The sequence below is a fragment of the Pseudoalteromonas sp. OOF1S-7 genome (assembly GCF_022347765.1).
Classification (GTDB): Bacteria; Pseudomonadota; Gammaproteobacteria; order Enterobacterales; family Alteromonadaceae; genus Pseudoalteromonas.
This window is the reverse complement of the sequence record NZ_JAKRFZ010000001.1, coordinates 595,784-607,207: the sequence shown is the minus strand read 5'-3', so window position 1 is coordinate 607,207 and position 11,424 is coordinate 595,784. Positions and strand designations below refer to the sequence as shown.

At 49.3% G+C, this 11,424-nt stretch carries 11 protein-coding genes; 4 read left to right on the top strand and 7 right to left on the bottom strand.

Annotated elements, in window-relative coordinates; genetic code table 11:
• Positions 1–26: 26 nt before the first annotated feature.
• The 6 genes from MHN33_RS02680 to lptD are packed head-to-tail and all read right to left on the bottom strand — an operon-like array spanning position 27 to position 6,586.
• Positions 27–824, bottom strand: a complete 798-nt coding sequence (locus tag MHN33_RS02680; RefSeq protein WP_239394701.1) for a symmetrical bis(5'-nucleosyl)-tetraphosphatase — start codon at positions 822–824, stop codon at positions 27–29.
• Complete coding sequence (gene apaG, locus MHN33_RS02675; protein WP_046005680.1) at positions 824–1,213, bottom strand: Co2+/Mg2+ efflux protein ApaG; 390 nt, start codon at positions 1,211–1,213, stop codon at positions 824–826. The genes MHN33_RS02680 and apaG overlap by 1 nt, the downstream gene beginning before the upstream one ends.
• On the bottom strand, positions 1,197–2,003 hold the full coding sequence (gene rsmA / locus MHN33_RS02670; RefSeq protein ID WP_239394699.1) for a 16S rRNA (adenine(1518)-N(6)/adenine(1519)-N(6))-dimethyltransferase RsmA: 807 nt from the start codon (positions 2,001–2,003) through the stop codon (positions 1,197–1,199). Before rsmA ends, apaG begins: the two co-directional genes overlap by 17 nt.
• A complete protein-coding gene (gene pdxA, locus MHN33_RS02665; protein WP_239394688.1) occupies positions 2,000–2,992 on the bottom strand; it encodes a 4-hydroxythreonine-4-phosphate dehydrogenase PdxA in 993 nt (330 codons plus the stop codon). The genes rsmA and pdxA overlap by 4 nt, the downstream gene beginning before the upstream one ends.
• A 13-nt stretch (positions 2,993–3,005) precedes the next feature.
• Positions 3,006–4,292, bottom strand: coding sequence for a peptidylprolyl isomerase SurA (gene surA, locus MHN33_RS02660; RefSeq protein ID WP_239394678.1), 1,287 nt, complete (start codon positions 4,290–4,292; stop codon positions 3,006–3,008).
• 14 nt (positions 4,293–4,306) lie between these two features.
• Positions 4,307–6,586, bottom strand: a complete 2,280-nt coding sequence (lptD, locus tag MHN33_RS02655) for an LPS assembly protein LptD (RefSeq protein ID WP_239394676.1) — start codon at positions 6,584–6,586, stop codon at positions 4,307–4,309.
• Positions 6,587–6,683: 97 nt separating this feature from the next.
• Here lptD and MHN33_RS02650 point away from each other — a divergent pair, with 97 nt between their 5' ends.
• From MHN33_RS02650 to djlA, 3 genes are read left to right on the top strand one after another with little or no spacing between them, the layout of a single operon-like run.
• A complete protein-coding gene (locus MHN33_RS02650; RefSeq protein WP_239394666.1) occupies positions 6,684–7,712 on the top strand; it encodes a phosphotransferase in 1,029 nt (342 codons plus the stop codon).
• On the top strand, positions 7,709–8,386 hold the full coding sequence (gene murU, locus MHN33_RS02645) for an N-acetylmuramate alpha-1-phosphate uridylyltransferase MurU (RefSeq protein ID WP_239394657.1): 678 nt from the start codon (positions 7,709–7,711) through the stop codon (positions 8,384–8,386). Before MHN33_RS02650 ends, murU begins: the two co-directional genes overlap by 4 nt.
• Complete coding sequence (gene djlA / locus MHN33_RS02640; protein WP_239394655.1) at positions 8,376–9,242, top strand: co-chaperone DjlA; 867 nt, start codon at positions 8,376–8,378, stop codon at positions 9,240–9,242. Before murU ends, djlA begins: the two co-directional genes overlap by 11 nt.
• A 76-nt stretch (positions 9,243–9,318) precedes the next feature.
• Here djlA and MHN33_RS02635 read toward each other — a convergent pair whose 3' ends face one another.
• The gene (locus MHN33_RS02635; RefSeq protein WP_239394645.1) at positions 9,319–10,179 is read right to left on the bottom strand and encodes a DUF3530 family protein; all 861 of its coding nucleotides are present in this window, start codon (positions 10,177–10,179) and stop codon (positions 9,319–9,321) included.
• A gap of 123 nt (positions 10,180–10,302) precedes the next feature.
• Between MHN33_RS02635 and MHN33_RS02630 the strand changes: the two genes are divergently transcribed.
• The gene (locus tag MHN33_RS02630) at positions 10,303–11,256 is read left to right on the top strand and encodes a DUF368 domain-containing protein (protein ID WP_239394995.1); all 954 of its coding nucleotides are present in this window, start codon (positions 10,303–10,305) and stop codon (positions 11,254–11,256) included.
• Positions 11,257–11,424 lie beyond the last annotated feature (168 nt).

Genomic DNA, 11,424 nt, shown 5'->3' with positions numbered 1-11,424 from the left:
ATTCAGTAAAATCGGCTGAGAAACAGTTAATTGCTCGAAATTTGCTCATTTGTATCTAGATCAAGTAACGTCATTGGTCCTCCCCACACACACCCTGTATCTAAAGCGGTGACATTGGGTTTGTGAGTGATGCCTTGCAAGGCTGCCCAGTGGCCAAAAAGGTAACGGTTTGGATCGTCCTGAAAACGCGGATGATCAAACCAGGGACGTAATTCCCCGGCATCATCGAGTGTACCTTTATTGTCAAAATCGAGATGCCATTGAGGCGTCAGAAAGCGCATTCGGGTAAATACATTGACAATGGTGTTGAAGCGGCTTTGCTCGTCGGTGTCGAGCAGCAGTCGGGGCTCTTTACCGTACATAGCACTCAAAAATGGTTTGCCTTCATCACCTATATACTTTTGCTGCGCCCAGCGACTTAAGGTCAGTGCTTGCTCAATCTGCCATTCGGGATGAATGCCGGCATGAGAAATAAAGGTGTGGTATTTTTCAAGATACACACATAGTGGCTGAGCACGCAAAAAGCGTAAGTAATCTGGCAGTTTACAGTGCTGATACAGGGTGTCGAGCTTGTCTTTAGGGTTAGGCGCTTTGTCTAGCAACACGTTGCAGATCAGGTGCAAGTCGTGATTGCCCAGTGTAATGGTGACGCAATCCTGGTGGCGAAATACAAAGTCGAGGCACCCGAGTGAGTCGGGGCCCCGTGCAACGATATCGCCGACCAGATAAAGGTGGTCACGCGCCGGGTTAAAGTCAACTTCCTGCAATAGCTGCATTAATGGTGCAAAGCAGCCTTGCAGATCACCGACCACATAATTAGCCATTAGTGCAGGATATCCGGCCGACTCAGTCTGAATACCTGAATGGGGGCGCGAAACTCAGTACCAAATTCGTTGCGCATCACATAGTAGCCTTCCATAGTGCCAACGGGCGTATCTAATACGGCACCGCTGGTGTACTGGTAACTTTCACCCGGACGAATGGTCGGTTGCTCACCCACCACACCGTCGCCTTCAACCTCGGTTTCTTTACCGTTGGCATCGGTGATCAGCCAGTAACGGCTTTCCAGTTTGGCGTTGCACAAGCTGTGATTTTTAATGGTAATGGTATAGGCAAAGACGTATTTGTCTTTGTCTGGCTGAGATTGCCCTTCAACATAGAAGGTCTCTACAGATACTTTGATCGGTGAGCCGATCTCACTCTTTGTTGTCATAGATCCAGTTTGCTATCTCAATAAATTGCGAAAGGGAAATATTCTCGGCACGTAAACCCGGGTCAATTCCCAGATCACTTAGTTGTTCAGCTGTCATCAGGTTAGACAAACTGTTTCTTAGTGTCTTACGTCGTTGGTTGAACGCTTCAAGGCACACAGTGTTGAGTACTTTGGTGCTTTTAGCACTGCGTTGTTGTGCGTCTTTGGGGATCAGCCTGACCACCGCTGAATCAACTTTCGGCGCGGGTTTAAAGCACGTAGGCGGAACCTGGATCACGGGGATGGCATGACAGTAGTATTGTGTCATCACACTCAATCGCCCATAAGCCTTAGTGCCCGGTCCTGCCACCATGCGATTGACCACTTCTTTTTGCAGCATAAAATGCATGTGTTCGACCTGATCCGCAAATTCAAATAAATGAAACAGCAGGGGGGTAGAGACGTTATAAGGCAGGTTACCAAAAATCTTCAGCTTTCCGTCGCCTTTAAGCAGCGAAGAAAAATCAAACTTCGTGGCATCGCCTTGATGCACTGTCAGTTTTGGTCCTAAAAAGGGGTGGTGGATCAGGCGCTCGGCCAGATCACGGTCCAGTTCTACAACAGTTAGCTGGTCACTGAGTTCAACCACGGGCTCTGTGATGGCGCCTAAACCAGGGCCAATCTCGACCAGGTTGTCTGTGGGCTTAGGATCGATGGCCGTGACAATCTTATCGATGATATTGCTGTCGTTAAGGAAGTTTTGGCCGAAGCGTTTACGGGCTCGGTGGCCCAAATGTACTTTATCTGTCATGAACTCTGTGTTTTCTCGGTGGCGAGCTTAATTGCTTCGCGGATCGCTAATTCGAAACTACCGACTTCGGCGTTGCCACTGGCGGCGAGATCAAGTGCCGTGCCATGGTCAACAGAAGTGCGGATAAAGGGCAATCCGAGGGTAATATTAACCGAATTGCCGAATCCTTTGTATTTTAACACAGGTAAGCCCTGATCGTGATACATTGCCAATACGGCATCGGTATTTTCTAGATATTTGGCCTGAAACAGGGTATCTGCGGGCAGTGGACCGACAAAGTGCATACCCTGTGCATTGAGCTCGGCTAACACCGGCTCTATGGTGTCGATTTCTTCATTGCCCAGGTGGCCACCTTCGCCCGCATGGGGGTTCAAGCCACATACCAGTACATTTGGCTGTTCAATGCCAAATTTGGTTTGCAAGTCCTGGTAAAGAATATGGGCAACCTTAGTCAGACGTTCATGGGTAATGGCTTTAGACACGTACGCCAGAGGAATATGCGTGGTAACAAGGGCCACTCGTAATCCCTCAGTGGCCAGCATCATTACGACATCGGGCGTATTGGATTGCTGTGCAAAGTACTCAGTATGACCACTGAACGAAATACCTGCCCGGTTAATAATGCCTTTGTGGACAGGCCCGGTGACTACGGCATCGAATGTGCCGTCCATATTCTTTTCCGAGGCAATACGCAATGTATCCAAAACGTACTGACCATTGCGCTCGTCCAGTTCCCCGGCAATGACGTCACAACCTCTGTCTACCTGGAGGTAATAAATACTACCAGGTGGCGCTGCCTCAGCGGGCGCTGTAGGATCGAACGGAATGAGCTTAATGGTGGTATCAAGCTCCCGGGCACGCTGTAGCATGATATTTTTATCAACAACAGCAACCAGCTGTACGGGCCAGCCGTGTTGTGCGAGCTTGATGACCAAATCAGGCCCTATCCCTGCCGGCTCTCCGGGGGTGATTGCGATTCTTAAACTCATCTTAATTCTTCTATTAGTCGATTACTTCAATGTGCGCTTGTTCGCGCATTTCACGCATCCACTTAAAGCTTTCTTCCTTAAACTTACGGCGAAACAGAAGTTGGTGGGCACGATTTGCTTTCGCTTGTTCTGTTTTATCAGCAACGCGCTTGTCGAGCAACTGCACGATGTGCCAGCCAAATGTACTTCTGAACGGCTCACTGATCTCATTTTGTTCCAGCGACATTAAAGCATCGCGAAACGCAGGCACATAGGTGGTCGGATCTGTCCAGTCATATTCGCCACCTTTCAGAGCTGAACCGGGATCTTCGGAGTGTGCTTTGGCAAGTTCAGCAAAGTCTGCTTTACCGGCACGCAGATCAGTAACAAAGCCTGCTAACATATCACGTGCTTTTTCTTCACTGAGGATGATAGACGGTTTGATCAGAATGTGGCGGGAGCGCATTTCAACCCGCTCGACGACCTGGCGACCACGAATATCTTGCACTTTCAGAATATGGAAACCAGCACCTGAGCGCAGTGGACCTATGATGTCATCTTTCTTTTTACCTTTGACGGCCTCTGCAAACAGGGTTGGCATTTCATTGATACCCATCCAGCCCAGCTGGCCGCCATCCAATGCTTTTGAGCCGCTGGAAGAGGCGATAGCGATGCGTTTAAATTCTCGTCCTTCATTTAAAAATTCAATGACTTTTTCCGCGCGTTCGCGGGCGTCCTGAATATCTTGGGGATTGGCTTTGCTTTCCACTTTTATCAGGATGTGGCCGATATCATATTCTTCTGACTGACCTGTTTGCTGTGCTAAAATTTGTTGTAAGTTGGCAATTTCCTGGGGGCTGATATAGATGCGGCGATCCACCGCAGCACGTTGTACCTGTGATACCATGATTTCAGCGCGGACTTCTTCCCGGTATGCCTGGAAGCTCTCGCCTGTGGCTTCAATCGAATTACGTAAGTCGGCAATGGTCCCGCCTTGATCTTTGGCAATGCTAGCTAATGTTTGGTCTAACTGTGCATCGGAAATTTCCATCCCCATACGGGCCGCCATCTGCTCCATCAACACTTGATCAATGAGTTTTTCAATGGCCTGGATCCGCAGCACGTTATCAGAGGGAAGCTCAGTGTTTTGTTGCTCAGCCTGCTCTTTGACGCGGTTCAGGATCTTATCTACTTCACTTTTTAGTACCACACCGTCGTTAACCGTTGCGACTACTTTGTCCAGCTGGACACGCTCAGCCCAAACGGGTTGTGCCAGCGTCATGCTTAAAATTGGAACTAATAACAGCTTTTTTAAATTCATAAGAGTCTTTGTTGTTAATTATTTAAAAAGAACGGTCTGCGGTAACCAAAGATACCCGAACGTAATAACTGGCTAGCATCATATCTTGATTTGCTGCCCAACCCTTTTAACACAAAATTGATACCAAAGCTTGTGTCAAAAATCGCGTCATCACGTGAAATCGTTTGGTTGAGATCCGTTTGTATTTGACGTTTACCAGTTATACGCACAGCCCAGCAGCACGATTCATACTGCAGACCGGCAAACACCTCAACGCTGCGGCTTGCCGTCAGGTCGCGATGATAGCTGGCAACCAGTTGCCAGTTCTCGTCAATGGGTAAACTACTGAACAGACCGATTTGATCAATTTCGTATCCTGAGACATCACTGGCGTAGTGATGGTTCAATTGAACGAGCTTTTTATTACTACCCCGGTAGTCGAGCGTCATATGAGATTGGATCAACTCTTTCTCATCGGCATCATACTGCAATCCTGCAGAAAAATACCAGCGGCGATGCCAGTGCAGCATACTTTCGGCGGCAAACAGAGCGTTATAGTTCTTACTGCCAAACTCCTGGTTGCTCTGTGTCAGCGCAGTGTCCAGAGATTGTTCGCTGGGTTTAGCGGAGTCACTCAGATACAGGATTTGGCCCATACTGAAGTTAAAGCGCTCGGTGTTATTGTTGTCAAACAAACGAGTGGTTGCACCTAACGTGAACTGATTTGCTTGTGCAATAAAGTCAACACCGGAGAAGCGCTGCTCGCGAAACAGGCCAAAAAAGTCATCTTGCATCTTTATGGTGTCATACAAGGCAATACCGGACTGGTCCTTTTTGGGTGTATACAAATATTGGATTTGTGGTTCCAACGTTTGCGTGCCTTGCTGCAGAATGAAGTTAGTGGGGCGCTCCAGGTTCAGCTGACCATGTAAGCGTAATTTAGGGAGCGTGCGGGAGACAGATTTTTTATACTGAGATTGTACGAATGCCTCGTCTCCATCCTGCTCATAGTATGTGTGCATCAGGCTCAGGTTAGAGGCAAAGGACCAGGCATAGGCATTGTAGTCATAAGAGACGCTGGGCTCGAAGTGCACCCGGGTTGCGTCTGTGACCGTCAGCTCATCGTTGGTAAAGTGGCTGACCTGGCCCGAGAGCCCCCAATTAAAGCCCTGGTAGTTCTGGGTGACATGCTGAACGGTTAACTGAGGCAATACCGCATAGGATTCTGTGTGATTACCCAGTACTTCAAAGTTCTGTACTTTCAGGTCGACAGTCCAGTCATCGCCCAGGTAACTGAGTTGCCCGGTACGATAGAGCTGAGTGTCGGTTTCATTGGCGTACTGAGAATCTAAGTCGGAGATATAGGCGTCATCACTGACATTGGTGATGTCGACGCTGGCACGCCAGTTTTCGTCAAAATAACTGTTTTGTGTCCAGTTGACCAAATAGCGCTCATCCAGCTGTTTGGCCGAGTCGTCTTGCTCTAAAAACTCAATGGCGAGCTGACCCTGGTGATGCTTGGTCAGATAACGGAATTCAGAAATCAGCTGGGTGCCTTTTTTAGACATATAGCGTGGTGTGATGGTCGCATCGTAGTTGGGTGCCAGATTGAGATAGTAAGGCACTGTAACACCCAAACCACGGCGGCTGGAACTGCTGATTGTCGGAGTCAGTACACCCGATTTGCGGCGATCATCAATGGGGAATGTAAAATAGGGCACATAGACAACCGGGGTGTCCAGTATTCTCAGGACAGTATTGTGCGTTTCTCCCCAGCCGCTGTCGCGGTTCATAACGATACTACTGGCCTCAATCGACCAAAATGGGGTATCTCCCGGGCATGTCGTGAAGCTGGAGTTGAGTAAGTCAACCTGATTGGTGGTCGCATGCAATTTTTCAGCGCTGCCATGGCCGTTTTGCTGGGTCAGCCAGTAATCGGCGCCCAGCAGACTGAATTCGTATTCTTTAAGGTTGGCAAACATGCCTGTACTATTGACCAGGGTATAGGCATCCTGAAACACGAGTGGACCGGTGGCATTGAGCAAGCCCTGCTGCTTGTCAATCAGGGCTGCCTGAGCTGATAAGCTCATGACATTGGAGCTGATCACCACATTACCACTGAATTCAGCGCTCTCGACGCCTTGCAATTCTACATTGTCAGACTGAATGTCGATGGCGCCTTTGGGCAAGTCAGCGATGGGTTGCCAGTTTTTAGGCTGAAAGTAGTCTTTACACTGAAGGCCATCAATGTTCGAATTAGCAAAAGTCGCTGTACTGATTAGGGGAAGCACAAAAAGGCCCCAAGCTTTGCTCATTTATCAACCTTGTTTGCCGAAATTCATTTTCAAGCCAGACATAATAAATGAAAAGCGTGTTAATTACAGTAGTTAAGAATAGGAAATAGTAAGAAAAATGACCCCAAGCTTGTCACCTGAGATTGTCTCCCGAGCGCAGGCCAGAGCAGCCTTTTTACACAATCATTTTCATACTGAGCCGGAGCAGGTAACGGCCCTTGACGGAGATGCGAGTTTTCGTCGCTATTTTCGTGTAGCGCACAGAGAAAACACGTTTATTTTGCTTGATGTCACCCCTGAAGCAGGTGATGTCAGTGCCTTTGTTGAGCTGAACAAGGTCTTCAGTGACGGTCAGGTCAGGGTGCCAGAGATACTCGCCGCAGATTGTGCGCTTGGATTTGTGTTACTGGAAGACCTTGGCGCTGAACATCTGGCCGATCGGCTGAGTGCAGTGCACCATGTACTGGAAGACTATGAGTCCCTGATTAACTTGTTGCCTGACATTGCCCGCCTGCCAGCAAGTCCTTATATGAAACCTTATGACGCGGCTTTCATCGATATGGAAATGGAGCTTTTCAGTGAGTGGCTACTCACTCGCTGGCTAGGCTTTGAAATAAAAGACAGTTGGCGGCGGCAGTGGGGAAGACTGAAGCACGCTCTGGTCACCAATATGCAGTCGCAAACGCAGGTCACCATGCATCGGGATTTTCATAGCCGCAATATCATGTGGCACAACCAACAGTGGGTGGTGATTGACTATCAGGATGCAGTCCAGGGCCCGGTTACATACGACGTCGTTTCGCTACTTAAGGACTGTTACCACAGGCTGCCCGAGGCGCAATTTAATCATTTGCAGCGCCATAGTTTCGAGGTGTTAAGTCAGGCCGGACTACTGGCCCTGAATGATTATGATGAGTATCAACAGCAGCTGGCTATGACCGGGTTACAGCGCCATCTGAAGGCTGCGGGGATTTTTGCGCGATTATACTTGCGTGATGGTAAACCGGGTTACTTAAAGAACATTCTGCCAACGTTGCGATACATTCACGATACGGCAAAGTGTGTTGATGCATTTCAGTGGCTTGCAACCAGTTTGCAATCCGAGATAATACCTTTGGTAGAAGCTAAGCTGGAACAACGACAATGAAAGCAATGATTTTGGCCGCGGGCCGGGGCAAGCGTATGATGCCGCTGACGGCAACGATGCCAAAGCCCATGCTGGAGGTGGCAGGAAAACCCCTGCTGGCATACCACGTGAGTCGGCTGGCGGATGCAGGTGTGACCAATATCGTGATTAACCTGGCCTGGCAGAGCGATAAAATACGAGATTACTTTGCTGATGGCAGCGCGTTTGGGGTGTCTATCCAGTATAGCGATGAGCCCGAAGGGGGGCTGGAAACAGCGGGCGGTATAGTCAGGGCATTGCCTTTGTTATGCGATGAGGCAGATACTTTTATTGTGATCAATGGCGACATTTTTACCGATTACGCTGTGCATGACTTGTCGCGTTTGCACCTGTTACCCGGTGAAGCGCATCTGGTATTGGTGGAAAACCCGCCACATAATCCTGATGGAGATTTTCCGCTGGCCCATCAGCATACCAATACTCAGACCTATACTTTTGCAGGAATTGGCTTGTATCACAAAGACTTCTTTAACGGCGTGAATGAGTCGTTCAGGGCGCTGGGCCCGATGCTCAGAGCCGGGCTGGCACAGGGCTGTGTTTCGACAGAGTTGTTTTTGGGGCAATGGCAGGATATTGGCACACCTGAGCGCTTGGCTCAGATCAACGAGGCAATGGAGCAGGCACATGTGGGGTAAGTTATTGGGCACCTGCTTTGGCTTTTTGTTTGGTAAGTGGTTGGGTGCTATTCTCGGGTTTTATCTGGGTCATTTGTTTGACAAAAGCCTGAAGCAAGATTTCGATAAGGTGGGTGGGTTTCAGGGCTTTCTAAATGGCGATGATCTCAGTGAGCGTCAGGCACTGTTTTTCTCCAGTTGCTTTTCTGTGATGGGTCATATCGCGAAGTCGAATGGCCGGGTCAGCGAAGTACATATCCGCGCAGCAACGGCGTTTATGGATGAAATGGCACTGGCTGGGGATGATAGGCGTGAAGCGCAACATGCATTCAGAGCAGGCAAAGAAGCGGATTTTTCGATTAAAGAAGCGGTCCGTGAAGTCAAAGAGGCGTTCGCCAGGCGCTATGATTTGCTGCAGCTGTTCCTGGAAATTCAAATTCAGATGGCCTTTTCAGATGGGCATGTGTCCGAACAGGAGCAGGTGTTACTGCGTGAAGTTAGTAAGCACCTGGGCATCTCTCAGACCCAGTTTAACTTTCTACTCAAACGTTATCAGGCTGAGTTTCGCTTTCGCCAGCAGCGTGCCCAGTGGCAGCAATCTCAGCAGCGACAGAGTCAGGGGCAACAAAGGCAACAGCGCAGCTCTGCACGTGAGCCTCAGCACAGTGCGGTATCACGCAGCGAGGCGCTGGCTGTGTTGGGGTTAAGTGACGGCGCATCGGACAAAGACATCAAGCATGCTTATCGGAAGCTGATGGCGCAGCACCATCCGGACAAGCTGGTTTCTCAGGGTCTGCCCGAACACATGATGGAAATTGCTAAGCGAAAAAGCCAGAATATTCAATCAGCCTATGAACTATTGAAGCAAAAACGTTAAAGCAAAGTAAGTCAAAGCTGCCTGGCCATACTGGCTGTGAGTGATTGAAGTAAAAACAACCAGGCTGAGTCTGTGATTAAAGGCGTCTTAAAAATCCCGTTAACTCTTTGCGCAACCGTTGGTGCTGCAATGGCTGGTGCTGCTCACCAAATAGCTCCCGCTGACGATAGTCGAGTTTACTGTTGCGCCTGGCCCAACGACGGCGCTCGTCTATGGTATCCAAAACCAGGGGGCTGTCGAAGGTATAGAAAACATCCAGTAATGCCGGGGCGACCAGCGACAAGCTGGCGGGCAGGTGACTGTTGCGTTGTGCATTAGCCAACTGGGCACTGACGGTGATCAGTGCATCGACGCGAATGCTGGGTAAAGTGGCGAGGTACTCGGCGAACAGACCTGCGCTATTACCAAATGCGACAATGGCAATATGCTCCTGCTGGCGCAGTGCCAGTGTCTTATAGAGTGCTTCAAAGCGGGCAATCAAGGCGGCCTTGTAGTTGTCCAGTGCCAGTTCACTGAGGATCGGAATGACAGTACTTTTCATGTTATTGGGGGCTTCTTCAATCATGCCTTCAACAATGCCGTCGCTGTCAATTAGATCAGGCACCGGCAGGGTATACGTGTCGTAGCCATCGTCTGTCAGCGCTTGATGCAAATAACTTAACCCATTGTTATAGAGTGGGCTTTGTTCAATCCCGGGGAGCAATACGATGATACCGCGCTTTGGAGTCGCCATATACTCAGAGAATAACACGGCGACTTCCTGCTCCTCATCTTTGATGGTTAGCAGTTTTTCGCTGCTTAGCCAGTATCGCAAGTCGCTGTCAAACTGTGATGCCTTACTGGGTGGCGGCTGACGCTCTGCGGTGTTGGCCTGCGCGGTCATTGCCAGACTGACCATTAAGCTGAGTAGCAGAAATAACCCGGAATTTTTAAACATAACGCGCGCACCTTACCTTTCTTTGTCCTGTTATCGGCAAATTTCCGTCAAGCTTGAGCGCATTGTGAAGGCCGCCTATGTGCAGCGTCACAAAATTTCGGTAAACTCGTGCCGAAAAAATCGATGGAGAGTGCTTTGAGCAATAAATCTGACACCAAACGTGATTTTATCTGGTTGTTTTTTAAAGGGGCGGGTATGGGAGCCGCCGATGTTGTCCCGGGTGTTTCCGGTGGTACGATTGCCTTTATTACCGGCATTTATGCTCGCCTGCTCAGGGCAATCAAAAGTGTCAACCTGGATGCCATCAAAACCCTTAAAACGGGTGGTTTTAAGGCGGCGTGGCGACATATAGACGGCACCTTCTTGTTGGTTTTGTTTAGTGGCTTGCTTACCAGCGCAGCGTCTCTGGCTAAGCTTATTACTTATTTGCTCGAGCACCATCAGTTGTTTGTCTGGTCTTTCTTTTTTGGCCTGATCATTGCGTCGTTTGTCCATGTTGGTAAGCAAGTGACCCGCTGGGATATGTCCACTGTTGCTGCGTGCCTGGCGGGGGCCGCCATCGCCTTTGCTATCACATCTTTGGCACCTGCTGAAGCCAAGCCGCAAACCTGGTACTATTTCGCTGCTGGTGCAATTGCAATTTGTGCCATGATATTGCCGGGTATTTCCGGCAGTTTTATTCTCCTACTGCTGGGCATGTACGGACATGTACTGAGTGCGGTCAACGAGATGCAAGTCATGTTGATCGCTTTGTTTCTGGGTGGGTGTGTCGTTGGTCTGATGGCGTTTTCGCGGTTATTGTCATGGCTTTTGAGCCGTTTTGAGCAGGTGACTTTTGCGTTGCTCTGTGGCTTCTTACTCGGGTCTTTGAACTTGCTGTGGCCCTGGAAGCAGGTATTGACTACTTATACCAATTCTAAGGGTATCGAAAAGCCTTTGATGCAGGCGAATGTGCTGCCAGCAGAATTTGCCAGGTTAACGGGTCAGGATCCTCAGGTCCTGATTTGCGCATTACTGGCGATAGCGGGTCTGGCACTGATCCTGCTGATCGAGCGGATTAGCCGTAAAGACGCATAATTTGGCCAGCTCAGTGGTCAACTGATAAAATTTCATCATCTCATCATACGGGCGTGTGACCCTGATCACACGCCCGTTTTTTGTTGCCTGGACGGGGGACGCAGAACTCTGTGTGAAGGTGGTTTAGACTTGTGTCGAATGCAGATAACACAAAAAGTATGCTATCTA

What these genes read in the sequence shown, in the direction of transcription:
- pdxA (WP_239394688.1), bottom strand. Translation starts at nt 2,992, where the DNA reads ATGAGTTTAAGAATCGCAATCACCCCCGGAGAGCCGGCAGGGATAGGG.
- djlA (WP_239394655.1), top strand. Translation starts at nt 8,376, where the DNA reads ATGTGGGGTAAGTTATTGGGCACCTGCTTTGGCTTTTTGTTTGGTAAG.
- MHN33_RS02635 (WP_239394645.1), bottom strand. Translation starts at nt 10,179, where the DNA reads ATGTTTAAAAATTCCGGGTTATTTCTGCTACTCAGCTTAATGGTCAGT.
- lptD (WP_239394676.1), bottom strand. Translation starts at nt 6,586, where the DNA reads ATGAGCAAAGCTTGGGGCCTTTTTGTGCTTCCCCTAATCAGTACAGCG.
- surA (WP_239394678.1), bottom strand. Translation starts at nt 4,292, where the DNA reads ATGAATTTAAAAAAGCTGTTATTAGTTCCAATTTTAAGCATGACGCTG.
- rsmA (WP_239394699.1), bottom strand. Translation starts at nt 2,003, where the DNA reads ATGACAGATAAAGTACATTTGGGCCACCGAGCCCGTAAACGCTTCGGC.
- apaG (WP_046005680.1), bottom strand. Translation starts at nt 1,213, where the DNA reads ATGACAACAAAGAGTGAGATCGGCTCACCGATCAAAGTATCTGTAGAG.
- murU (WP_239394657.1), top strand. Translation starts at nt 7,709, where the DNA reads ATGAAAGCAATGATTTTGGCCGCGGGCCGGGGCAAGCGTATGATGCCG.
- MHN33_RS02650 (WP_239394666.1), top strand. Translation starts at nt 6,684, where the DNA reads ATGACCCCAAGCTTGTCACCTGAGATTGTCTCCCGAGCGCAGGCCAGA.
- MHN33_RS02680 (WP_239394701.1), bottom strand. Translation starts at nt 824, where the DNA reads ATGGCTAATTATGTGGTCGGTGATCTGCAAGGCTGCTTTGCACCATTA.
- MHN33_RS02630 (WP_239394995.1), top strand. Translation starts at nt 10,303, where the DNA reads ATGGAGAGTGCTTTGAGCAATAAATCTGACACCAAACGTGATTTTATC.